The sequence below is a fragment of the Streptacidiphilus neutrinimicus genome (assembly GCF_000787815.1).
Taxonomy (GTDB): Bacteria; Actinomycetota; Actinomycetes; order Streptomycetales; family Streptomycetaceae; genus Streptacidiphilus; species Streptacidiphilus neutrinimicus.
Genome location: NZ_BBPO01000035.1, coordinates 60,524 through 83,634, shown reverse-complemented (window position 1 = coordinate 83,634; position 23,111 = coordinate 60,524). Strand labels below are relative to the sequence as shown.

The following is a 23,111-nucleotide window of genomic DNA, read 5'->3' as shown; positions in this document are numbered from 1 at the left end:
GCCGGAGGTGCTGTCGAGCGCCGCCGCCGACATCGGCGTGCCGATGCGCGAGCTGGCCAAGGACGTCCAGGCGCAGACCTCCCCGGACGCGCCGATGATCCAGATCACCGGCAGCGCGAGCTCCGCCCGGCTCGCCGCCGACGAGGCGAACGCGGTCGCCCGGTCCCTGGTCGCCTTCGGCGACACCACCGCCCAGCAGACCCGTGTGCGCCTGATCGCGCTCGCCCAGGCCGCCGCGCCCGCGGCCCCGTCCTCGCCCTCCAGGAGCCTGGACGCCGCCGTCGGCGGTGCGGCGGGCCTGCTGCTGGGCAGCCTCGCGCTGCTGGCCCGTCCGGGCGCGGGCGGCGCGCTCGTGGAGCGCGGAGCGCGGGGTGCGGCGGCGACCGGGCCGGTCGACCCCGCGAACGTGCCCGAGCAGCAGCGCGAGTCCGCGGGGACGGGCGCATGACGACCGCCGTCCGCCCCGACGCGTCCGGCGGCGCCGCCGACTGCGCGCCGCGGTACGAGACCGCGGTCGTGCGCGACGGGCGCGCGCTGGAGGCGCTCGCGGAGGAGTGGAACGAGCTGCAGGAGCGCAGCCCCGGGGCGACGCCGTTCCAGTCCCACGCCTGGCTCGCCTCCTGGTGGCACAGCTACGGGCGACCGGGCCGCCTGCGCGTGGTCACGGTCCGTCGCGACGGGCGGCTGATCGCGCTCGCGCCCCTCTACCGCGAGGGCGCGGCGCTGCGGCCGCTCGGCGCGGAGATCACCGATTTCCACGACGTGCTGCTGGACCGCGACTGCGCGGACGAGGCGGCGCGGCGGCTGGCCGCCGCCCTCGCGGCGGAGCTGCGCGGGCCGTTCGCCCGCGTCGACCTGCCGGAGGTCCGCGCGGACGCCGCGGTCCACACCCTGCTCGTCCACTGGCCCCGGGCGGCCCGCAAGCTGCCCGCATCCCTGGTCCAGCACCTGCCCAGCATGCCGATGGACGAGCTGCTGACGCGGCTCCCCGGCCGCACCGCCCAGCGCACCAGGGTCAAGCTCCGCAAGCTGGCCGCGGCCGGCGTCGAGGTGCGCCTGGTGCCCGCATGGGAGGCCCCGGAGTCGGTCGACCGGATGCTCGCCCTGCACGCCCTGCAGTGGCGCGACCGCGGCGCGACCCCGGAGCACATGCGGGAGCGCTTCGCGTCCCACCTGCGCGCGGCGGCCACCGGCATGGCCGCGACGGAACGCGCGCAGCTGCGCGAGTACCGGCTCGACGGGCGACTCATCGCCTGCGATCTGATGCTCCAGAGCCACGCGATGGTCGCCCTCTACGTCTACGGCGTCCACCCCGAGGCGCGCGAGCGCGTCGACATCGCCGGCATGCTCTTCGGCGAGTCCCTCACCCACGCGGTCAACACCGGCCGGACGGAGGTGAGCCTGCTGCGCGGCGACGAGCCGTACAAGCAGCGCTGGCGTCCGGACCCCGCGCCCAACGAGCGGCTGCTGCTCGGCTCGGCCCCGACCGTCGCCCTCACCGCGTGCCTGGCCCGCGTGGAGGACCGCGCGAGGGACGTCGCGCGGCGGCGCATGCCGTGGCTCCGCGAGGTCAGGAACCGCCTGCGCGTGGTCAAGGGCCACCTCTCCGGGCACGGGTGAGGTGCGGCCCCGCCGTGTGGCCCGGCGCCTCGAAGGGAGGCACTTCGCGGCCACGCGGCGGGGCCGTGCGTCCGGCGGCGCCCCGCATCTCCTAACCTCCCTGTGTGGCCGTCACTCGCTCCGTCCTGCTGTTCGTCCTCGCCGCGATCGCCGAGATCGGCGGCTGCTGGCTGATCTGGCAGGCGGTGCGGGAGCACCGAAGCTGGCTGTTCGCGCTCGGCGGGGTTCTCGCTCTGGGCGCGTACGGCTTCGTCGCCGCCGCGCAGCCCGACTCCCACTTCGGCCGTGTCCTCGCCGCCTACGGCGGCGTCTTCGTCGTCGGCTCCCTCGCCTGGGGCGTCCTCGTCGACGGCTTCCGCCCCAGCCTGTGGGACCTGATCGGCGCCGCCGTCTGCGTCGTCGGCGCCGGGATCATCATCTACCAGCCGCGCGCGTAGGACCGGCCGCGCCACGACACGCGCGCGGACTGTCGCTGTGGGGCGGTGACCAGCCCTTACGGTGACGTTCATGCGTTCCCGCGTATCCCTCCGGGCTGTGATCACGGCCTTGCTGCTCATCGGGCTGGCGCTCGTGGGCGCCGCCGCGAGGGCGGAGCGGCCCGCACCGTTCGGGGACGACGTGGTGGGGGCGGCCCGGACGCAGCGCGGTGGCGCGGACGCGTTGCGGGTGGGGGCCGGGGAGGTCCAGGGGTACGAGGCGCACAGCGGGCGCCTGGTGTGGAGTTACCGCCGGGGCGGGCACCGGCCGCTGCGGCTCGTTCCCGTCGGCGCGACGACGGTCGTCCTGTGGGACGACGGGATGCTGACCGGGATGGAGCCGGAGCCGGCCGCGGTGCGGTGGCACCGGTACGTGCCCGGGGTGGGGGCGGGGACGCCCCTGCTGCTGGTGTCGCTGGGCGCGGGAGAAACGTTCCTGGTGCTGACCCGCGACGTGGTGATGACGTACAACACGGGTGACGGCACCCTCCGCACCTCCGCCCTCCCCTCCGCCGGGTGCTTCTACCGCGACACCGGCCCGGCAGGGCCGGTGCACGTGGGGGCGTGGGTGCTGGTGCGGCGCGACTGCGCCGCCGGTTCGGGGCGGACCGAGCTGGAGGGGTTCGACCTGGACGGCCGGCGCTGGCAGAGGCCCGCCGTCGCCCCGGTGCGGATGGACGCGGGGGCGGACGGCGAGGTCGACGTGCTCGTCGTGCCCGGGCGCGAGTCGTACGCCGTGGACCCGGCCACGGGCCGTCCGGCCACGGAATGCGTTTGCGCAGCCCGGTAGACTGGAGGCTTGTTGCCTCCTGCTGCATAGGCCCGTACGGACGGTCCTGGCCGCATCCGACTGCGAGCGCGCTGACGCGCGGCCTCGCGCACCGTCCCCGGGAGTAGTTTCGCCATGATCGTCGCCAACGAGATCGAGCTGCGCGCAGGCGCCCGCATCCTGATCGAGTCGGCGACCTTGCGCGTCGCCGCCGGTGACCGGATCGGACTGGTCGGCCGCAACGGCGCCGGCAAGACGACGCTCACCAAGGTGCTCGCCGGCGAGGGCCAGCCGGCCGGCGGCACAGTGACTCGCAGCGGCGAGATCGGCTACCTGCCGCAGGACCCGCGCACCGGCGACCTCGACGTCCTCGCCCGCGACCGCGTGCTGTCCGCCCGCGGCCTCGACGAGGTGCTGCGCAAGATGCGCATCAACGAGGACAAGATGGCCAACGGCAAAGGCGCCACCCGCGACCAGGCGATGAAGAAGTACTCCCGCCTGGAGACCGAGTTCCTCACCAAGGGCGGTTACGCCGCCGAGGCCGAGGCCGCGACCATCGCCGCCAGCCTGGGTCTGCCGGACCGCGTGCTGGGCCAGCCGCTGCACACCCTCTCCGGCGGTCAGCGCCGCCGCGTGGAGCTCGCGCGCATCCTGTTCTCGGACTCCGACACCCTGCTGCTGGACGAGCCGACCAACCACCTGGACGCCGACTCGATCCTGTGGCTGCGGGACTACCTGAAGTCCTACAAGGGCGGCTTCATCGTCATCTCCCACGACATCAACCTGGTCGACGAGGTCGTCAACAAGGTCTTCTACCTGGACGCCAACCGCACCTGCATCGACGTCTACAACATGGGCTGGCGGCTCTACCTCCAGCAGCGCGAGGCCGACGAGAAGCGCCGCAAGCGCGAGCGCGCCAACGCGGAGAAGAAGGCCCAGCAGCTGAACTCGCAGGCCGACAAGATGCGCGCCAAGGCCACCAAGACCGTCGCCGCGCAGAACATGGCCCGCCGCGCCGAGAAGCTGCTCTCCGGCCTGGAGGCGGTGCGCCAGAACGACCGCGTCGCCAAGCTGCGCTTCCCGACCCCCGCGTCCTGCGGCAAGACGCCGCTGACGGCGGAGGGCCTGTCCAAGTCCTACGGCTCGCTGGAGATCTTCACCGACGTCGACCTCGCCATCGACAAGGGCTCGCGCGTCGTCGTGCTGGGCCTGAACGGCGCGGGCAAGACGACGCTGCTGCGCATGCTCGCGGGTGTGGAGCAGCCGGACACCGGTCAGGTCGTGCCCGGCCACGGCCTGAAGATCGGCTACTACGCCCAGGAGCACGAGACCCTGGACGCGGACCGCACCATCCTGGAGAACATGCGCTCCGCCGCGCCGGACATGGACCTGGTCGAGGTCCGCAAGATCCTCGGCTCGTTCCTCTTCACCGGCGACGACGTCGACAAGCCGGCCGGGGTGCTCTCCGGCGGCGAGAAGACGCGTCTGGCGCTCGCCACGCTGGTCGTCTCCAGCGCGAACGTGCTGCTGCTCGACGAGCCGACCAACAACCTCGACCCGGCCAGCCGTGAGGAGATCCTCGGCGCGCTGCGCTCCTTCGAGGGCGCGGTCGTGCTCGTCACCCACGACGAGGGCGCCGTCGACGCGCTCCAGCCCGAGCGGATCATTCTGCTGCCGGACGGGGTCGAGGACCTCTGGAACGAGGGTTACGCGGACCTCGTGTCGCTCGCGTGAATTATCAGTAGCAAAACGCCTCGTCGGAACTGTTCGACTAGGCGAGGGATCATGCATCTGGCCCAGGAGACCTCATATCGGCTCTTGCGTGTTCCGCTGCTGGGCGCGGCTCCGAATCCGTGGAATCCGCAATCTTCTGCAATGCCCAATTACCGCTGCTGATCAGCAATTTCGGCGGTGGGGACTGCTCCGGCCGGGGGCGCGACAGTTGATCCTGTGCGCTCCCCGTGCGCGCGGCGACACCACTTCGGGCCGGGAATCCCGGTATCGACCTTGTCGAATGGGTGGCCATGAAGCCCCCCATGGGTGATCATGGGATTCCGACAGAGCACTGCTACGAGGAGGCACGGGTGGCCGAGACTCTGAAAAAGGGCAGCCGGGTGACTGGTGCCGCGCGGGAGAAGCTCGCGACCGAGCTCAAGAAGAAGTACGACTCCGGTGCGAGTATCCGCGCGCTCGCGGAGGAGACGGGTCGTTCCTACGGCTTTGTCCACCGCATGCTCAGCGAGTCCGGCGTGTCCCTCCGCGGTCGCGGTGGGGCCACGCGCGGCAAGGCGAAGGCCGCCGCAGCCGCCGGCTGACGGCGTTCCGGCGCGGCACCTGCTCGTGACGCAACGGCGGTCGGGATCTCCTCCCCCTGACCGTCGTTCGTCGTGTCCGGTGGTGTCTGGATTCCGCGTCTCCCCTGTGGTTACTCTTCGGTAGCAATATTCTGCGACGGCCGGAGGGTCCTGTGTCTGATCAAGCTGCCGAGTGGGCCGAGGCAGGGGTGCGCCTCGAGGTGGAGGGCGAGCTCGCCATGGTGACGCTGTGCCGTCCCGAGCGGCGGAACGCGCAGTCGCCCGCGATGTGGCGTGCGCTGGCCGCGATCGGCCGGGAGCTGCCCGGTACCGTCCGGGTCGTGCTGCTGCGCGCCGAGGGCGTCTCCTTCTCCGCGGGCCTCAACCGGCAGGCGTTCACGCCCGAGGGCATTCCCGGCGAGCTCTCCTTCATCGAGATCGCCAAGAGCGGCGACGGCGACGCGGTCATCGCCGAGTACCAGGAGGGCTTCCTCTGGTGGCGCCGTCCCGACCTGGTCAGCATCGCCGCCGTCCAGGGCCACGCGGTGGGCGCCGGCTTCCAGCTCGCCCTCTCCTGCGACCTGCGCGTCGTCGCCGAGGACGTCCAGTTCGCGATGAAGGAGACCGCGCTCGGTCTGGTCCCCGACCTCACCGGCACCAAGCCGCTGGTCGACCTGGTCGGCCCGGCCCGTGCGCTGGAGATCTGCGCGACCGGCCGCTGGGTCCACGCGGACGAGGCCGCCCGCGTCGGCCTGGCGAACCTCGTCGTCCCGGCCGAGGAGCTGGACGCGGCCGCTTCCGACCTCGCCGCCGCGCTGCTCGCGTCCCCCCGTGACGCGGTCATCGAGACCAAGGCCCTGCTCGCCGGCGCCCCCGGCCGCTCCCTCGACGAGCAGCGCGCCGCCGAGCGCGCCGCCCAGCTCCGCCGCCTGCGCGACCTGGCCGGCGTGGGAGAGTAACCGTTCCCCCGGCGGGGACGCGCGACGTGCCCGACGACCCCTCGCGACCGACCATGGAGACATGGGAGAGAGGAGCGTGAGGGGTCATGGCCACTTTCATCAGCCTGGTGAGCTGGACCGACCAGGGGGTCCGCGACTACCAGGACACCACCGCCCGGGCCAGGGCGTTCGCCGCCGCCGCGGAGGCGCTGGGCGCGAAGCTGCGCGAGATGTACTGGACGGTCGGGCCGTACGACATGGTGGTCGTCGTCGACGCACCCGACGACGAGACGGCGACGGCGGTGCTGCTCCAGGTGAGCGGCGTCGGCAACGTCCGCACGGTCAGCATGCGGGCCTACGACGCGGCCGAGATGGACGCGATCATCGCCAAGGCGACCGGCTGACCGCCGCGTGACGTTCGTTCAGATCCCCTGCATCGCCCCGCCGTCCACCGGGATCATGATCCCGGTGAGGTAGCTCGCCGCCGGTGAGAGGGCGAAGGCGGCGACCTTGCCGAACTCCTCCGGGCGGCCGTAGCGGCGCAGCGGGATCGACGCCTCGTGGGCCGCGCGCCTCCCGGCGGGGTCCGCGGCCAGGGAGTCGAGGTGCTGGACGCGCTCGGTGTCGATACGGGCCGGGAGCAGGCCGAAGACGCGGACGCCCTCCGGGCCCAGCTCGTTGGCCAGCGTCTTGGCCGCCATCGCCAGGCCGGGGCGCAGGCCGTTGGAGACGGCGAGACCGGGAATCGGCTGCCGGACCGAGCTGGACAGGACGAAGCCGATCGCGCCGCCCTCCTCCAGCACGTCCGCCGCCGCCCGGGCGATGCGCAGCGCGCCGAGGAAGACCGACTCGAAGGCCTCGCGCCAGGCGGACTCCGGCGTGCCCAGCATCGTGCCCGCCGCCGGGCCGCCGACGCTGATCAGGATGCCGTCGAGGCGTCCGAAGCGGGCCAGCGCCGCGCCGACGAGACGCTCCGCCGTGTCCGGCGCGGCGTTGTCGGCGACCACGCCCTCCGCGGCGGTCGGGCCGCCGAGCGCGTCGACGGCCGCCGCGACGGACTGCTCCTCCCGGCCGGTGACCAGGACCTGCGCGCCGTCGGCCACCAGCGCCTGCGCGCTTGCGAAGCCGAGGCCGCGGGTGGCGGCGGTGACGATGTAGACGCGTCCGGCGAGTCCGAGATCCATGTGCGTGCGGTTCAGCCTTCCGTGTGCGCGAGTTGGAACGCGGTGTTGACGAGGGCGACGTGCGTGAACGCCTGGGGGGTGTTGCCGAGCTGACGGCCCGCCACCGGATCCCACTCCTCCGAGATCAGGCCGAGGTCGTTGGCCAGGTAGCGCAGGCGGTCGAAGAGGGCGCGGGCCTCGTCGACGCGGCCGATGAGGATCAGCGCGTCGCACAGCCAGTAGGAGCAGGCGAGGAAGGCACCCTCGGAGCCGGCCAGGCCGTCCACGGCGTCGGTCGCCGCGTCGTCGGTCGGCGTGGAGTACCGCAGGATGAAGCCGTCGTGGTGCAGGTCGCGCCGGATCGCCTCGACGGTGGCGACGATGCGCGGGTCCTCGGGTGGCAGGAAGCCGGTCTTCACGGCGAAGAGGGTGGACGCGTCCAGCGCCGCGCCGCCGTAGTACTGGGTGAAGACGCCGCGCTTCTTGTCCACGCCGCGCGAGCAGACGTCGGAGTGGATGAGGTCGCGCAACTCGCGCCACCGCTCGACCGGGCCCGACATCTTGGTCTCCTCCGCGAGCTTGACCGCGCGGTCGAAGGCCACCCAGCACATGATCTTGGAGTGGACGAAGTGGCGGCGCGGGCCGCGCACCTCCCACAGGCCCTCGTCCGGATCGGACCAGTGCTCCTCGAGGAACTCCAGCAGCTTCAGCAGCAGCCGCCACACATGCTGCTCTATCCGGATGCCGTGCTGGTGGGCCAGGTAGAGGGTGTCCACCACCTCGCCGTAGACGTCCAGCTGGAGCTGGTCGACGGCCGCGTTGCCGAAGCGGACGGGCGCGGAGCCCTCGTAGCCGGGCAGCCAGTCGGCCAGCTCCTCCGGCAGGCGCCGCTCGCCGCCCACCCCGTACATCGTCTGCAGGTCGGCCGGGTCTCCGGCGATCGCGCGCAGCAGCCACTTGTACCAGGCCTCGGCCTCGCGCCGGTAGCCGGCGTTCAGCAGCGCGGACAGCGTCATGGTCGAGTCGCGCAGCCAGCAGAAGCGGTAGTCCCAGTTGCGCGCGCCGCCGACCTGCTCGGGCAGGCCCGCCGTGGCGGCGGCGACGATGCCGCCGGTGGGCTCGTAGGTGAGCGCCTTCAGGGTGATCAGCGAGCGCCGCACCGACGGCTGGTCGGCCTCCCGCAGGCCGGGCGCGCAGTGCTCGGCCCAGCGCTGCCAGTCGTCCAGCGTGGCCTGGAGCGACTTCTCCGGGTCCTGCCGCGGGGCCGCCGCGTGGTGCGAGGGCGTCCAGCTCAGCACGAACGGGATCCGCTCGCCCTCGTGGACGGTGAACTCCGAGTACGTCGCGAAGTCGCGTCCGTAGGTGCGGACCTTCTCGTCGCAGCGCAGCCAGACGGCGTCGGGGCCGGCGATGGCGACCCGGTGGTGGTTCGTCCGGCGCATCCACGGGACGACCCGTGCGTAGTCGAAGCGCAGCCGCAGCTCGCCGATCATCTTCACCGAGCCGCTGATGCCCTCCACGATCCGCATCACGTCGGGCGTGCGGTCGCGCTGCGGCATGAAGTCGATCACCCTGACGCTGCCGGTGGACGTGGTCCACTCGGTCTGCAGGACCAGGCTGTCCCCGATGTAGGAGCGGAACGGCGCCTCGCCGTCCGAGGCGGGGGCCAGCCGCCAGTGACCGTGTTCGTCGCCGCCGAGCAGGGCCGCGAAGCAACTGGGGGAGTCGAAGCGGGGCAGGCAGAGCCAGTCGATCGATCCGTCCCTGCCCACCAGCGCGGCGGTCTGCAGGTCTCCGATCAGCGCGTAGTCCTCGATGCGTCCGGGCATGGAGTCCATCCTGCCCGTCCGAGCGCGCGAAATCAGGCCTTTCGGGCCAGCTTGATCTCGCGTCGGAACAGGAACCACCACGCGACGGGGATCAGCGCGGCGAAGACCCACCACTGGATCGCGTAGGGCAGGTGCACGCCCTTGCCCACGACCGCCATGCTGTCGGACTGGTTGTCGTTCGGGTTCGGCACCTCCTCGGCCTGCGCGGACGAGGTCAGCGCGGGGGAGGATCCGGTCAGCTCCAGGTAGCCGGCCAGCAGCGGCTCGCTGACGTGCTTCTGTTGCTCACCGCTGTTGATCAGCATGAACTGCCTCTCGGGCATGCCGCCCGGGTTCCGGATGCCGGTCAGCGCCGTGGTCTCGTCGGGGCGCAGCCTCCCGGTGACGGTGATCTCGCCGCTCGGCGTGGAGGGCACTGACGGGAACTGGGCGCCCATGGTGTTCCCGGGGGTGATCCAGCCGCGGTTGACCAGCACCGCCTTGCCGTCGTCCTGGATCAGCGGGGTGACCAGGTAGAAGCCGATGTCGTCGCCGGAGGCGTCGGTGCGGTGCCGCACCACGAACTGGTGCGCCGGGTCGAAGCGCCCGTGCGCGGTGACGGTCCGGTACATCTCGCTCAGCGGGATCGTCGCCCCCGGCTTCGACAGCGACTCCATGGGCACCGCCGCCGCGTCCAGATTGGCGTTGATCATCGCGTTGTTGCGGCTGGTCTGCTGGTAGCGGTGGTACTGCCACTGGCCCAGCCAGATCATCGCCGGGATGAGGGCCAGGAACACCAGGGTGAGCACCACCCAGCGCCGGGTGAGCAGGATGCGGAACACTGAAGAACGGTACCTCCGCTCCTCAGCGCCCCTGCGCCGGGGGTCCGTCCTGCGGCTGGACGTGCTGCAGGAGCTGCAGGAACGCCGCCTCGTCCACCGTCGGCGTGGCGACCTCGCGGGCCTTGCGGGCCTTGGTGGACCAGCCGTCCGGGTCGTTGGTCACCAGCAGGCTGGTGAGACGGCTCACGGACGAGGCGACGTGGAGCCCGGCCTCGGTCAGCCGGTCCTCCAGCACCTCGCGGTCGGTCGCGGTGTCCCCGGTGATCGCCACCCGCATGCCCTGGACCAGCGGTCCGTCCGGCCGCCAGCGTCCGGGGTTCGGGTACGGACAGGCGGGGCGCCGCTTGGCCGGGCGGTAGCCGCCCCACGCGCCGGCCCGGCGCACCGTCTGCGAGGCGCCCGCCTGTCCTGGGATGTGCACGCGGCCGGCCGCGCGCGCCTCCTCGGCCAGGCCCAGATCGCTTATCGGGACGCACGGCACCAGCGGCAGCCGCAGCCCGGCCTCGGCCGCCAGCCGCAGGCTGGGCCGGAAGATCTCCGCCAGCACTCGCGCGTCGTCCAGGGCGTGGTGCGCGCGGCGCGGCTCCACACCGAAGTGCGCCGCCAGGGTGCCGAGTTTGTGGTTGGGCAGCGGCAGCCCGAGGTCGCGCGAGAGCACGATGGTGCACAGCCGCTGCTCGATCGGCGCGCGGCCGCTCATCCGTGCGTACTCACGGGAGATCATCGACCAGTCGAACAGGGCGTTGTGAGCCACCAGCACCCGCCCCGCCAGCCGCCGGCTGAGCTCCTCGGCCACGCCGGGAAAGGTCGGCGAGCCCTCCAGCATGTCGCTGGTCAGCCCGTGGATCCAGACCGGGCCGGGATCGCGCTCCGGGTTGACGGTCGCGTACCAGTGGTCCTGGACTGCGCCGCGCGGGTCGAGCTGGTAGACACCGACCGAGATGACGCGGTCCGTCCGGCCGAGGCCGGTGGTCTCCACGTCGACCACGGCCCACCCCGCGTCCGGGTAGTCCGCGGGCCAGGTCTCGATGTCAGATCCAGGAAGCACGGTGGAACACAATACGGTGGAAGGCCGACAGCACCTGACCGGTCGGCACAGAGAGAGACGAGAACCATGCGCGCCACAGTGATCCACGGACCGAACGACATCCGGGTGGAGGAGGTCCCCGACCCGGTCCTGCGGAAGTCCACCGACGCAGTGGTCCGCACGGTCCTCGCCTGCATCTGCGGCAGCGACCTGTGGGCCTACCGCGGCGTCGCCGCGCGGGAGAAGGGCCAGCGGATCGGGCACGAGTTCCTGGGCGTGGTCGAGTCCGTCGGCGCTGACGTCGCCTCGGTCAAGCCGGGCGACCTCGTCGTCGCGCCGTTCGTCTGGTCCGACGGCGTGTGCGAGTTCTGCGCCGAGGGCCTGCAGACCTCCTGCCCGCACGGCGGCTTCTGGGGCACGCCCGGCTCCGACGGCGGCCAGGGCGAGGCGGTCCGCGTCCCCTTCGCCGACGGCACGCTGGTCAAGCTCCCGGCTGACGCCCAGTCCGACCCGCGGCTGCTGACCGCGATGCTCGCCCTGTCCGACGTCATGTCCACCGGCCACCACGCCGCGCTGGCGGCGGGCGTCCGTCCCGGTGCGACCGTCGCCGTCGTCGGCGACGGCGCAGTGGGCCTGTGCGGCGTGCTCGCGGCGAAGCGGCTGGGCGCGGAGCGCATCATCGCGATGGGCCGTCACGACGCCCGCACCGCCATCGCCCGCACCTTCGGCGCGACGGACGTCGTCGCCGCCCGCGGCGACGAGGCGGTCGACGCGGTCCGCGAGCTGACGCGGGGTCTGGGCGCGCACGCCGTGCTGGAGGCGGTGGGCACCGAGCAGTCCATGAAGACCGCGATCTCCATCACCCGCGACGGCGGCGCGGTCGGCTACGTCGGCGTTCCGCACGGCGGCAGCGCGGGTGTCGACATCAGCCAGATGTTCGACCGCAACGTCGCCCTGCGCGGCGGCGTCGCCCCGGCCCGCGCCTACATCCCCGAGCTGTTGGCGGACGTCCTCGCCGGCGTCATCGACCCCTCCCCGGTCTTCGACGCCGAGGTGCCGCTGTCCGGGGTCCCGGACGGCTACAAGGCGATGGACGAGCGCACGGCGCTGAAGGTGAAGATCACCTTCTAGCCGGCCTCCCCCTGGAGTGATCGTGCCCGTAACCGGACCTGATCACGGGGGAGATCCGCTTGAGTGCCATGGTGTTCGATCTCACGACGGCGGCGGGGAGCTGAACAGCGGAACCAGGCCCGGGTCGTTGAAGGACGTGATGCGGGCCACCGCTGCACCGTTCAGCGTCAGGACCTGGACGCCGTAAGGGTGGTGGCCGCCGTCGTCGCCGCGTCTGCGGATGACGACGGCGGCCTGGCCGTTGGCGCGGGTCGGGTCCATCCGCCACAGGCCCGGACGCATGACCTTGGCGGCGAGGAAGCCGAGGACCGCAGGGCGGCCGGTGAACCAGGTGGGCGTCGGCGGCATCTCCAACTCGACGTCGGCGCGCAGCAACCGCACCAGCGCGTCGGCGTCGGCGCGGGTGAACGCGTCGACGTAGTCGTCGAGCAGGCGGCGCCGGGCCGCCTCGTCCGGTTCGGCGAGGTCGTCCGCGACGGGGCCGACCTCGGCGAGGACCGCGCGGGCGCGACGCAGCGCGCTGTCGACCGCGGCCGCCGTCGTGTCCAGCATCTCCGCGACCTCGACGCCCCGGAACGCCAGCACGTCACGGAGCGTCAGCACCGCGCGCTGGCGCGCCGAGAGGAACTGCAGGGCGGCGATGAACGCCAGCCGCACGCCGCTGCGGGCGGCGACGACCGCCGCCGGATCGTCCCCGCCGCCGCCGAACAGCGCGTCGGGCGCGGGCTCCAGCCACGGCACGCTCGGCTCCCGCTCGGCGACGGCGGCCCGGTGGTCCTCCTGCGGGGCGCCGAGCCCGGACGGCAGCGGCCGTCGCGACCGGGTCTCCAGCGCGGTCAGACAGGCCATCGTCGCGATCTTGTAGAGCCACCGCCGGACCGAGGAGCGCCCCTCGAACCGGTCGAAGCCGCGCCACGCCCGCAGGTACGTCTCCTGCACCAGGTCCTCGGCGTCGTGGACGGAGCCGAGCATCCGGTAGCAGTGCGCGAGCAGCTCCCGCCGGAACGGCTCGGTGAGCGTGGCGAACTCGGGGTTCGAGACCATGGGGCCCACGGTAGTCATGTCAGTGGTCCAGCGGCTTCAGGCCCGCCCCGCTCACCACGTACTCGGCCGCGCTGTCGGGGTCCGTCGCCACCTCCAGGACCGCCTTCGCGACCAGCTCCGGCGTCAGCACGGGCGTAAGGCCCCGGACGAAGGTCTCCCGGTCCACCCCGGCCCGCGCGGCGTACCCGTCCACGGCGAGCGAGCCGATCCCGGTCAGCGGCGTCAGCTGCGGCAGCAGCGCGACGAACCGGATGCCGAGGCCGGCGCGGTCCGCCTCCTCCGCCCCGTAGCCGCTGATGAAGCGGATCGCCGCCTTGGCCGAGGCGTACCCGCCGCTGAGCGGGGAGCCCTTGAGCGCGGCGCCGCTGGACATCTCCACCACGACGCTCCCGGGCGCGAGCGGCTGCCGCAACGCGGCCCGGGTCCAGGTGAAGGCCTGGCGGGTGTCGTTGTTCCAGTTGACGGTGAACGTCTCCCACGTCTGCTCGTGGATCGCACCGAGGTGCGGCCCCACCCCGGCGTTGAGGACGAGCAGGTCCGGGCGGTGCTCGGTCAGCACCCGGTCGGCGAGCGCCTCGTCGGTGGCGTCCCCGACCACGGGCGTGAAGCCCGCGCCGAGCTCGTCCCGCACCGCGGCGAGCTCGGCCTTGTTCCGGGCGACGCCGAGGACGCGCGTCCCCTGGGCGACGAGCGCGGCGGCGATGGCGCGGCCGAAGCCCCGGCTCGCACCGGTGACCACGGCGGTCTGCGTCTGGGTGGACATCGTTCTCTCCTCGCGGCTGGTCGACTGCTTTCGCAATCAGGACCAGCCGCGGGGCGAAAATCCGTCGTGGTCGGCTACCGGAACGCGTCCTGGCCGGTCAGCACCTTGCCGATGACGAGCTGGTGCATCTCGACGGTGCCCTCGTAGGTCAGCACCGACTCCAGGTTGTTGGCGTGGCGCATGATCGGGTACTCGTAGCTGATGCCGTTCGCGCCCAGGATCGTCCGGGCCGTCCGCGCGATCTCGATGGACTCGCGCACGTTGTTGAGCTTGCCGTAGCTGACCTGCTCCGGGCGGAGCGTGCCGGCGTCCATCCGGTTGCCCAGGTGCCAGGCCAGCAGCAGGCCCTTGTTCAGCTCCAGGGACATGTCGGCCAGCTTGGCCTGGGTCAGCTGGAACCCGCCGATCGGCTTGCCGAACTGCTCGCGGGTGATGCTGTACTCGCGCGCGGCCTCCAGGCAGCTGCGGGCCGCGCCGAGCGCGCCCCAGACGATGCCGTAGCGGGCCTGGTTGAGGCAGGACAGGGGGCCCTTGAGTCCGCGGACCTCGGGGAAGACCGCGTCGGCGGGCAGCCGGACGTTGTCCAGCACCAGCTCGCTGGTGACCGAGGCGCGCAGCGAGCCCTTGTGCTTGATCTCGGGCGCCGAGAATCCGGGGGTGTCCGTCGGAACGGCGAAGCCCCGGATCCCCTCGTCGGTTCGCGCCCAGACCACGGCGACGCCGGCCACCGAACCGTTGGTGATCCACATCTTGCGGCCGTTCAGCACCCAGTCCGAACCGTCGCGCTTGGCGTTCGTCCGCATCGAGGCCGGGTCGGAGCCGTGGTCGGGCTCGGTCAGGCCGAAGCAGCCGATGATCTCCCCGGCCGCCATGCCCGGCAGCCACCGCTGCTTCTGCTCCTCGCTGCCCCAGCGGTGGATGGCGTACATCGCCAGCGAGCCCTGGACGGAGACCAGCGAGCGCAGACCGGAGTCGGCCGCCTCCAGCTCCAGGCAGGCCAGGCCGTACTGGACGGCCGTCGCACCGGCGCAGCCGTAGCCGTGCAGGTGCATGCCGAGCGCGCCGATCGAGCCGAGCTCGCGGGCCAGCTCGCGCACGGTCGGCAGCTCGCCCGCCTCGTACCAGTCGGCGATGTGCGGCAGCACCCGGTCCGCGCACCAGGCGCGGACGGTGTCGCGGACCGCGAGGTCCTCCTCGCTCAGCAGGTCGTCGAAGCCGAGCGGGTCACGGGGGTCGAGAGCGGTGCTCATGCGCGGTCCTTGTCAGCGGGGAGTGGCGGCGGGCAGGGGGTGGGAAGCGGGGGCGGCGAGCCAGGCGCGTACGGCGTCATTGTGCTCGCCGAGGCGCGGCGGCGCGACGGGCGGCCGGACGGGGGTGGCGGTCAGCGTCAGCGGGCTGCGCACCTGCGGCACCCGGCCCGGGCCCACGTCCACGACCGGGGCCAGGCCCAGCTCGGCGGCCAGCGCGAACGCGCCGGCCAGGTCGTTGACGGGCCCGCACGGCACCCCGGCCGCGGTCAGCAGCGCCTGCCACTCGGCCGCGCCGCGGGCGGCCAGTGCCGCCTCCAGCACCACGACCAGCTCGGCGCGGTTGCGCACCCGCTCGCCGTTGGTCGCGTAGCGCGGGTCCTCGGCGAGACCGGGTACCCCGAGCGTCATCGCCAGTGTGCGGAACTGACCGTCGTTGCCGCAGGCCACGGCCAGCAGCTCGGCGCCGCCCTGGCCGCAGTGCAGCGTCTCGTACGGGGCGATGCTGGGGTGCTGGTTGCCCATCCGGCCCGGCGCGCGGCCGGTGGCGAGGTAGGACGAGGCCTGGTTGGCCAGCGAGCCGAGCAGGCTGGCGAGCAGGTTCACCTCGACGTGCTGGCCCTCGCCGGTGCGGTCGCGGTGGTGCAGCGCGGCGAGGATCGCGGCGACGGCGTCCTTGGCCGTCAGCACGTCCACCAGCGCGACGCCGACCTTGTGCGGCTCGCCGTCGGGCGCGCCGGTGATGCTCATCAGGCCGCCCACGGCCTGCACCACGAAGTCGTAGCCCGGCAGCGCGCTGCCGGTGCCGAAGCCGGTGATCGAGCAGTAGACCAGCCCCGGGTTCGCGGCCAGCGCGGACGCCTGGTCCAGGCCGTAGCGGGCGAGCGAGCCTGGCTTGAAGTTCTCGATCAGGATGTCGGCGCGGGCGGCCAGTTCCCGCGCCAGGGCGGCGTCGCCCCGATCGGCCAGATCCAGGGTGACGCCTTGCTTGGAGCGGTTGGCGCAGTCGAAGTAGGCGGCGGTGCCGTCGACGAAGGGGGGACCCCACGCACGGGTGTCGTCGCCGTCGCCTGGACGCTCGACCTTGACCACGGTCGCGCCCAGGTCGGCCAGCGTCGCCGCGGCGAGCGGGCCGGCCAGCACGCGGCTGAAGTCGGCCACGAGCAGGCCTTCCAACGGCGGCGGGCCGGTCGGGGCCGGCCTGGATGCGGGAGGACCATCCGGAGTGCTTGCCATGAGCCTCATGGTGGCAAGATCCAAACGAGGGTCGGAATAGGCCCCAGCGGTGAGAAGCCCGACATGGACACTCCTCGGCGTCCATGGCGCGGTCGGCACGGCCGCCGTGTCGGACGCGGGCACTAGGCTGGAGCGGAAGACGACGGAAGGCGGAGGGCATCGTGACCACGGCGGAGCAAGGCCTGCTCGACACCTTCGGGCGTCGCGCGGTCGACCTGCGCGTCTCGCTGACCGACCGGTGCAACCTCCGCTGCACCTACTGCATGCCCGAGGAGGGCATGCAGTGGCTGGCCAAGGACACCCTGCTGACCGACGACGAGATCGTGCGGCTGGTCGGGATCGCCGTGCGGGAGCTCGGCATCCGCGAGGTCCGCTTCACCGGCGGCGAGCCGCTGCTGCGGCCCGGCCTGGTCGGCATCGTCGCCCGGTGCGCGGAGCTCACCCCGCGGCCGGAGCTTTCGCTCACCACGAACGGCATCGGCCTCGCGCGGACGGCCTCCGCGCTGAAGGCCGCCGGGCTGGACCGGATCAACGTCTCCCTGGACACCCTCGACCGCGAGACCTTCCGCACGCTGTCGCGCCGCGACCGCCAGGGCGATGTCATGGCAGGGCTCGCCGCGGCGGAGGCCGCGGGGCTGCTGCCGGTCAAGCTGAACGCGGTCCTGATGCGCGGGGTCAACGACCACGAGGCGCCGGACCTGCTGGCCTGGTCCCTGGAGCGCGGCTACGAGCTGCGCTTCATCGAGCAGATGCCGTTGGACGCGCAGCACGGCTGGGTCCGCACGAACATGATCACCGCGGAGGAGATCCTCGAGCGCCTCTCAGCGCGCTTCACCCTCACCCCCGAGCCGAGTGCGGCGCGCGGCGCGGCGCCGGCCGAGCGCTGGCTCGTCGACGGCGGCCCGGGACGCGTGGGCGTCATCGCCTCGGTCACCCGCCCCTTCTGCCGCGCCTGCGACCGCACCCGGCTCACCGCCGACGGCCAGGTCCGCAACTGCCTGTTCGCGACGGAGGAGACGGATCTGCGCGGCGCGCTGCGGGCCGGCGGCGCCGACACCGACATCGCGGAGCTGTGGCGCAAGGCGATGTGGGGCAAGAAGGCCGCCGCCGGCACCGACGCCCCGGCAGGCATCGAAGCCCCCGCCTTCCACCAGCCTGCCCGCCCGATGTCCGCCATCGGCGGCTGAAGCCGCCGGCCGGGGCACGGGGGACGTTTCAGTACCCGGGGGCGCGGGGCTCTCCTGAATTGCGGCTCCGCCGCGTGGGCGCGACAAGCCCCCACGCAGGTGTCAGGCCGAACGCGCAGGGCCGTACGCACAGGGTGGCTGGTCGCGCGGTTCCTCGGGCCCCTAGCGGTAGTGCAACGACCTGCGGGAGCCGAGGCGGAGACTTGTCGCGCCCACGCGACGGAGCCGCATATCGGCGAAGCCTCGCGGCCCATGGATGAGTGCACCTGAATGACTGTGCGATTGCCGGAAAAGTGCAGGGCCTAGAGTGGCTCGTGCCATCCGAGCCAGGGGGAGCCCGCATGACGCACGAGGAACGGACGCACGGCCTGGGGAGGCTGCTGCCGACCCGTCAGCCCGCTGTGGCGATCGCCCTGGTGTTCGGTGTGACCGCCGTGGCGGGGTGGGTGCTCGGGTGGCCGATGGGCTTCGACGACGCGGTGTACCGGGCCGGCGCGTGGGCCGTGTTGCACGGCAAGCCGCTGTACGAGCCGCTGGCGGCCCTCCCGGACTGGTCGCAGGTGCGGCGGCTGCCCTTCACCTACCCGCCCGTCGCGGCGCTGCTGTTCACCCCGCTGACGCTGCTTCCGCTGCAGCTCGCGTGGGGAGTGATGGCCGTCGCCTCGACCTTCGCCCTCGCGTTCGTCGTGCGGACGCCCTTCAGGGGCGCGCCGTGGACGCCCGCCGCCGCGCTGGCCCTGGTGGGGGCGTTCGCGCTGGAGCCGGTGTGGCGCACCTTCTCGCTCGGGCAGGTCAACCTGCTCCTGCTGGCCCTGGTCCTCGCGGACGGGCTGCTGCTGCCGCGCACGCGGTGGGGCGGGACGCTGATCGGGCTGGCCGCGGCCGTCAAACTGACGCCACTGATCTTCGTCGCGTACCTGCTGGTCACCGGCCGCCGTGCGGACGCCGCGCGGGCGGTCGGCGTGTTCGTCGGGCTGAACCTGCTGGGCGCGCTGCTGTTGCCCACCGACACGGTCAACTACGTGACCGGCGGGATGCTGGGCGGGGACGACGCGACCGGCAACGCCTGGGGCGGCAACCAGTCGCTCAACGGGCTGATGCAGCGGCTGACGGGCCAGGCGAGCTGGGCCTTCGCCGTCGCGGCCGTGGCCGCGGGCCTCTGCGTCGTCCTCGCGCTGCTGCTCGCCCGCAAGCTGCACTCCCGGGGCGAGGCGCTCGGCGCGCTGCTGGTGACGGCCTGTGCGGGCGCGCTGGCCAGCCCCATCTCGTGGAGCCACCACTGGGTCTTCGTGGTGCCGCTGGCTGCCCTGCTGGTGCGTCAGGTACGGCGCTCGTCCGCGCGCGGGCCGCGCCTGCTGCTCGGGGCGCTGGTCGCCGTCTTCAGCGGCTGGTCGCTGTTGGTCGTGCCCATGGGCCGGCTCCGCGAACTGCGCTGGAATCCGGGGCAGATGCTGCTGGGCAACGCGTACGTGCTGGTGGGTGTGGCCCTGCTGGCGCTGCTGGCGTGGCGCCTGCTGCGTCCGGGCGCGCAGGCCCTGCCCGGGGCGCCCGCCGCCGCGTCGCGGGTCAGCTTGCCCGGGCCTCGCCCTCCGGCGACTCGGCAGCCTGCCAGTCGGTCAGGGGCACGACGTCCTTGAGGAAGCCCCGCAGGTCCAGGAACTGGGACAGGTGGTCCCTGTGCTCGTCGCAGGCGAGCCAGGTCTTGCGGCGCTCGGGGGTGTGCAGCTTGGGGTTGTTCCAGGCCAGCACCCACGCGGCGGCGGCGCGGCAGCCCTTGGCGGAGCAGACGGGCTGATCAGGGATGTCGGGGGTGTCGGAGCTCATGCCGACCACCCTACTTCCGCGGGCGCGGGCGCCGACGGGCAAGGCATCGACGGGCAAGGCGATGCCGGGCAGCCACGGGGGGAGCCGCCCGGCATCGGTCCGTCGCTCCGACGGGGGATGCGGAGCGCGTCAGCAGTATGGCATGAAGGCATGTGCCGTTGGCCAGTGATCCCGGGAAACAAATTCGGGCTCCGGCTAAGCCTCCGTTAAGGCTTGAGTGTCACCGCTCGGGCGCGTGGCCAGGAACGCGCGTCACGGCTGCGCGTCGGTGCTCGACTCGCCTTCGCTCGCGCCAGCCCCGGTACCGGGGGCGAGCGCGGGCGGCGGGCGGAAGTCGACGGCGAAGGAATCCGGCTGCTTCGGCGCGCCCTCGCGGCCCGCGTTGGCGACGACGACGGCGAAGTACGGGATGATCGTGCCGCCGACCAGGGCGACGATCGCCGCGATCCGCGACTCCTGCCAGAGCACCACGGCCAGGATCACGCACACCGTGCGGACCAGCATGGAGAACATGTAGCGCCGCTGCCGCGCGCGCACGTCGTCGGTCAGGCTCGACCGCGCGCCGGTGATCCGGATCGCCTTCGCCTTGCTCATCCCTGCCGCACCGCCCCTCAGCGCTCTGTCGGGCTCGCTCCCCGTCGCTCCACCGTACGCCGCGGGCACCCGCCCGAGGAGAGGGGGGGTGCCCGCGACATGCCGGAGAGCGGTGGAACGCGCCGCGGCGGTGGTCAGTCCGGCGTCACGACGCCTGGCTCACCGAGCTCATGTGGAAGTCCGCGACCCGCACCGGCGGCATCGCGGCCCGGGTGAACCAGTCGCCCCACTCGCGCGGCAGGCACGGCTCGGTGCGCCCGACCTCGGTGATCCGGCCGAGCAGGTCGACGGGGGACTCGTTGAACCGGAAGTTGTTCACCGCGCCGGTCACCTCCCCGTTCTCGACCAGGTAGACGCCGTCACGGGTGAGGCCCGTCAAGAGCAGCGTCGCCGGATCCACCTCGCGGATGTACCACAGGCACGTCAACAGCAGGCCGCGCTCGGTCCGGGCGACCATCTCCGAGAGCGTCGGGCCCGTCTGCGGGTCCGCGCCCTCGAGGACAAGGTTGTCGATGGCCGGGCGGACCGGCAGGCCGGTCAGGCCGGCCGAGTGACGCGTGGTCAGCAGGTTGGCCAGCTCGCCGTCGCGGATCCAGTCCGTCGGCGCCAGCGGCAGGCCGTTGTCGAAGACCGAGCTGTCGCCACCGGAGGCGTGCGCGACGACGAACGGCGAGGCCTCCAGGCCCGGGTAGGCCGGGTCGCTGCGCAGCGTCAGCGGCAGGGCGGCCAGCTTCTCGCCCACCCGCGTCTGCCCGCCCGCCTTGGAGAAGACCGTGCGGCCCTCCTTGGCGTCGCGGCCGCCCGCCGACCAGCTCATGTAGATCATCAGGTCGGCCAGCGCCGAGGGCGGCAGCAGGGTCTCGTAGCGGCCCGCGGGCAGGTCCACCTTCCGCTCGGCCCAGGCCAGGCGCTGCGCGAGCTGCACCTCCAGGGCCTCCACGTCCACGTCGCGGAAGTCGCGGGTGGCCGCGCCCGCCCAGGCGGAGGCGGACAGGTCGGCGGTCTTGGCGTTGAGCTCCAGCGTGCCGGTCGGCTGGTCGTGCCGGAGCCGGATGCCGGTGGAGGTGCCCAGGTAGGTCGAGGTGACCATGTGGTTCGCGAAGCCGTAGAGCAGGCGGCCGCTCTTGCGCGCCAGCGCGAAGGCCTCGCCGAGCGCCGGGGCGAACGCGGCGAAGACGTCGGCGGTGGTCTCGGCCGGCGCCTCGGTGAAGTCCGCCGACGCCCGACCGCTCGCGGGGAGCAGCGGCTGCGCGTCCTCGGCCGGGCCGGCCGCTCGCGCGGCCGCCTCGGCGGCGCGCACGAGCCCCTCCAGGTCGTCCTTGGTGACGGCCTCGCGAGAGACCACGCCGGAGGCGGTGCCCTCCTGCCCGTCGACGGTGGCGACGACGGTGAGGGTCCGGCCCCGGGTGACGCCGTTGGTGGTCAGGCTGTTGCCCGCCCAGCGCAGGTTGGCGGTCGACTCCTCGTCGGCGATGACGACGCAGCCGTCCGCGCGGGACAGCTCCAGCGCGCGCTCGACCAGCTCGTGGGGCAGAGTGGGCTTCTGGGCGGAGTTCTGTGCGGTCATCAGCGACCCGCCTCCTGCTGGGTGTTGAGCACGTTGACGGAGCGGAACAGGGCCGAAGGGCAGCCGTGCGAGACGGCCGCGACCTGGCCGGGCTGGGCCTTGCCGCAGTTGAACGCGCCGCCCAGCACGTAGGTCTGCGGACCGCCGACGGCCTCCATGGAGCCCCAGAAGTCCGTGGTGGTCGCCTGGTAGGCGACGTCCTTGACCTGACCGGCCAGCCTGCCGCCGCGGATGCGGAAGAACCGCTGGCCCGTGAACTGGAAGTTGTAGCGCTGCATGTCGATCGACCAGGAGCGGTCGCCGACGATGTAGAGGCCGTCCTCGACGCCCGCGATCAGCCCGGCGGTGTCCGGGCCGTCGGCGGCCGGCTGCAGCGAGACGTTGGCCATCCGCTGCACGGGCACGTGCGCGGGGGAGTCGGCGAAGGCGCAGCCGTTGGAGCGGCCCAGGCCCTTGAGCTTGGCCATCCGGCGGTCGAGCTGGTAGCCGACCAGGGTGCCGTCCTTGACCAGGTCCCACGCCTGTGTCCGCACGCCCTCGTCGTCGTAGCCGATCGTGGCGAGGCCGTGCTCGACGGTGCGGTCGCCGGTGACGTGCATCAGGTCCGAGCCGTAGCGCAGCGAGCCGAGCTTGTCGAAGGTGGCGAAGGAGGTGCCCGCGTAGGCGGCCTCGTAGCCGAGCGCGCGGTCCAGCTCGGTGGCGTGGCCGATCGACTCGTGGATGGTCAGCCACAGGTTGGACGGGTCGACCACCAGGTCGTAGCGGCCGGCCTCGATGCTCGGGGCCTTCATCTTCTCGGCCAGCAGCTCCGGCAGCTCGGCCAGTTCCGCGTTCCAGTCCCAGCCGGTGCCGCGCAGGTACTCGAAGCCGCGGCCGACAGGCGGGGCGACGGTCCGCATCGAGTCGAACGCGCCGCTCGCCTCGTCGACCGAGACGGCCTCCAGCTCCGGGTGCACCCGGATGCGCTGCTGCGTGGTGGTGGTGCCCGCCGTGTCCGCGTAGAACTTGTTCTCCTGCACGGCCAGCAGCGCGGCCGTCACGTGCGAGACGCCCCGCGCGTGGAGCAGGCGGCGGCTCCAGTCGGCCAGCAGCGCGACCTTCTCCGCGTCCGGCACGTCGAAGGGGTTCTCCTCGTAGGAGGAGATCCAGCTGACGTCGCCGTAGGCCGGCTCCTCGGCCAGCTCGACGGTCTCCTCGCTGAGCACACCGGACAGCTCGGCCACCGCCACGGCCTGCTCGGCGACCCTGGCGACCGCCTCCGGCGTCAGGTCCACACCCGCGGCGAAGCCCCAGGCGCCGTTCACGACCACGCGCACCGCGTAGCCGAGCTGCATCGAGTCCGAACCGCCCGCCGGGCGCGCGTCGCGCAGGCGCAGCGAGGCGCTGCGCACCCGCTCCAGGCGGAAGTCGGCGTGGCTGACGCCGAGCGCCCGGGCCCGGCTGAGCGCGGCGTCGGCGAGGGTTCGCAGGGGCAGGGCGAGGAAGGACTCGTCCATGCCTGGCGATGTCCGCGACATCGGTCTCCTCTGTAGGGATCGAGGGAAGATTTGCTGGTACGCATCCTGCCCCGAACCGCGGCCC

Annotated in this window: 22 protein-coding genes and 1 pseudogene; 11 read left to right on the top strand and 12 right to left on the bottom strand. The window is 73.0% G+C overall.

Annotation, left to right across the window (positions count from 1 at the left end):
- The 8 genes and pseudogenes from TR48_RS22205 to TR48_RS22170 all read left to right on the top strand — a co-directional run.
- A pseudogene (locus TR48_RS22205) lies at positions 1–448 on the top strand (lipopolysaccharide biosynthesis protein); the annotation flags it as partial.
- Entirely contained in the window at positions 445–1,620 is a 1,176-nt protein-coding gene (locus TR48_RS22200) for a GNAT family N-acetyltransferase (RefSeq protein ID WP_052442881.1), read from the top strand. The pseudogene TR48_RS22205 and the gene TR48_RS22200, both read left to right, overlap by 4 nt.
- A 104-nt stretch (positions 1,621–1,724) precedes the next feature.
- Positions 1,725–2,057 (top strand): YnfA family protein, encoded by a 333-nt coding sequence (locus TR48_RS22195; RefSeq protein ID WP_042370084.1) that lies wholly within the window; start codon positions 1,725–1,727, stop codon positions 2,055–2,057.
- A 70-nt stretch (positions 2,058–2,127) separates the two neighbouring features.
- Positions 2,128–2,886 (top strand): PQQ-binding-like beta-propeller repeat protein, encoded by a 759-nt coding sequence (locus TR48_RS22190; RefSeq protein WP_152628102.1) that lies wholly within the window; start codon positions 2,128–2,130, stop codon positions 2,884–2,886.
- Positions 2,887–3,000: 114 nt separating this feature from the next.
- Entirely contained in the window at positions 3,001–4,599 is a 1,599-nt protein-coding gene (locus TR48_RS22185; protein WP_042370081.1) for an ABC-F family ATP-binding cassette domain-containing protein, read from the top strand.
- A gap of 350 nt (positions 4,600–4,949) precedes the next feature.
- Positions 4,950–5,180 carry a helix-turn-helix domain-containing protein gene (locus tag TR48_RS22180; protein ID WP_042370079.1) on the top strand — a complete coding sequence of 77 codons (231 nt, stop codon included), beginning with the start codon at positions 4,950–4,952 and terminating at the stop codon, positions 5,178–5,180.
- A 152-nt stretch (positions 5,181–5,332) separates the two neighbouring features.
- A complete protein-coding gene (locus TR48_RS22175) occupies positions 5,333–6,118 on the top strand; it encodes an enoyl-CoA hydratase/isomerase family protein (RefSeq protein ID WP_042370078.1) in 786 nt (261 codons plus the stop codon).
- A gap of 86 nt (positions 6,119–6,204) precedes the next feature.
- Positions 6,205–6,501: a GYD domain-containing protein gene (locus TR48_RS22170; protein WP_042370075.1), complete on the top strand. Its 297-nt coding sequence runs from the start codon at positions 6,205–6,207 to the stop codon at positions 6,499–6,501.
- Positions 6,502–6,519: 18 nt separating this feature from the next.
- Here TR48_RS22170 and TR48_RS22165 read toward each other — a convergent pair whose 3' ends face one another.
- Genes TR48_RS22165 through TR48_RS22150 form a run of 4 tightly spaced genes read right to left on the bottom strand, consistent with a single transcriptional unit; the run spans position 6,520 to position 10,958 of the window.
- Positions 6,520–7,281, bottom strand: a complete 762-nt coding sequence (locus tag TR48_RS22165) for an SDR family oxidoreductase (RefSeq protein WP_042370072.1) — start codon at positions 7,279–7,281, stop codon at positions 6,520–6,522.
- An 11-nt stretch (positions 7,282–7,292) separates the two neighbouring features.
- Complete coding sequence (locus tag TR48_RS22160) at positions 7,293–9,089, bottom strand: glycoside hydrolase family 15 protein (protein ID WP_042370071.1); 1,797 nt, start codon at positions 9,087–9,089, stop codon at positions 7,293–7,295.
- Positions 9,090–9,121: 32 nt separating this feature from the next.
- Positions 9,122–9,910 carry an SURF1 family cytochrome oxidase biogenesis protein gene (locus TR48_RS22155; protein WP_042370069.1) on the bottom strand — a complete coding sequence of 263 codons (789 nt, stop codon included), beginning with the start codon at positions 9,908–9,910 and terminating at the stop codon, positions 9,122–9,124.
- Between the two features lie 22 nt (positions 9,911–9,932).
- Entirely contained in the window at positions 9,933–10,958 is a 1,026-nt protein-coding gene (locus TR48_RS22150) for a DEDDh family exonuclease (protein ID WP_042370067.1), read from the bottom strand.
- A 66-nt stretch (positions 10,959–11,024) separates the two neighbouring features.
- On the opposite strand from TR48_RS22150, the gene TR48_RS22145 reads away from it, so the two are divergent.
- Positions 11,025–12,068, top strand: a complete 1,044-nt coding sequence (locus TR48_RS22145; RefSeq protein WP_042370065.1) for a zinc-dependent alcohol dehydrogenase family protein — start codon at positions 11,025–11,027, stop codon at positions 12,066–12,068.
- Positions 12,069–12,149: 81 nt separating this feature from the next.
- Here TR48_RS22145 and TR48_RS22140 read toward each other — a convergent pair whose 3' ends face one another.
- From TR48_RS22140 to TR48_RS22125, 4 genes are all read right to left on the bottom strand, one after another.
- Positions 12,150–13,112 carry a sigma-70 family RNA polymerase sigma factor gene (locus tag TR48_RS22140; protein ID WP_042370063.1) on the bottom strand — a complete coding sequence of 321 codons (963 nt, stop codon included), beginning with the start codon at positions 13,110–13,112 and terminating at the stop codon, positions 12,150–12,152.
- A 19-nt stretch (positions 13,113–13,131) separates the two neighbouring features.
- A complete protein-coding gene (locus tag TR48_RS22135; RefSeq protein WP_042370061.1) occupies positions 13,132–13,875 on the bottom strand; it encodes an SDR family oxidoreductase in 744 nt (247 codons plus the stop codon).
- Between the two features lie 74 nt (positions 13,876–13,949).
- Complete coding sequence (locus tag TR48_RS22130) at positions 13,950–15,125, bottom strand: acyl-CoA dehydrogenase family protein (protein WP_042370059.1); 1,176 nt, start codon at positions 15,123–15,125, stop codon at positions 13,950–13,952.
- A 12-nt stretch (positions 15,126–15,137) separates the two neighbouring features.
- Positions 15,138–16,358, bottom strand: a complete 1,221-nt coding sequence (locus TR48_RS22125; protein WP_042370057.1) for a CaiB/BaiF CoA transferase family protein — start codon at positions 16,356–16,358, stop codon at positions 15,138–15,140.
- A 161-nt stretch (positions 16,359–16,519) separates the two neighbouring features.
- On the opposite strand from TR48_RS22125, the gene moaA reads away from it, so the two are divergent.
- Both moaA and TR48_RS22115 read left to right on the top strand, forming a co-directional pair.
- Positions 16,520–17,545: a GTP 3',8-cyclase MoaA gene (gene moaA, locus TR48_RS22120; protein WP_236652266.1), complete on the top strand. Its 1,026-nt coding sequence runs from the start codon at positions 16,520–16,522 to the stop codon at positions 17,543–17,545.
- A 341-nt stretch (positions 17,546–17,886) separates the two neighbouring features.
- The gene (locus TR48_RS22115; RefSeq protein ID WP_052442880.1) at positions 17,887–19,182 is read left to right on the top strand and encodes a glycosyltransferase 87 family protein; all 1,296 of its coding nucleotides are present in this window, start codon (positions 17,887–17,889) and stop codon (positions 19,180–19,182) included.
- On the opposite strand, the gene TR48_RS22110 is transcribed toward TR48_RS22115, so the two are convergent.
- From TR48_RS22110 to TR48_RS22095, 4 genes are all read right to left on the bottom strand, one after another.
- The gene (locus TR48_RS22110) at positions 19,112–19,369 is read right to left on the bottom strand and encodes a hypothetical protein (RefSeq protein WP_042370111.1); all 258 of its coding nucleotides are present in this window, start codon (positions 19,367–19,369) and stop codon (positions 19,112–19,114) included. The genes TR48_RS22115 and TR48_RS22110 overlap by 71 nt on opposite strands.
- A gap of 252 nt (positions 19,370–19,621) precedes the next feature.
- Positions 19,622–19,963 carry a DUF3099 domain-containing protein gene (locus tag TR48_RS22105; RefSeq protein ID WP_063771033.1) on the bottom strand — a complete coding sequence of 114 codons (342 nt, stop codon included), beginning with the start codon at positions 19,961–19,963 and terminating at the stop codon, positions 19,622–19,624.
- Positions 19,964–20,108: 145 nt separating this feature from the next.
- Entirely contained in the window at positions 20,109–21,530 is a 1,422-nt protein-coding gene (locus tag TR48_RS22100; RefSeq protein WP_042370052.1) for a TldD/PmbA family protein, read from the bottom strand.
- Positions 21,530–23,026 (bottom strand): TldD/PmbA family protein, encoded by a 1,497-nt coding sequence (locus TR48_RS22095; RefSeq protein WP_042370051.1) that lies wholly within the window; start codon positions 23,024–23,026, stop codon positions 21,530–21,532. The genes TR48_RS22100 and TR48_RS22095 overlap by 1 nt, the downstream gene beginning before the upstream one ends.
- Positions 23,027–23,111 lie beyond the last annotated feature (85 nt).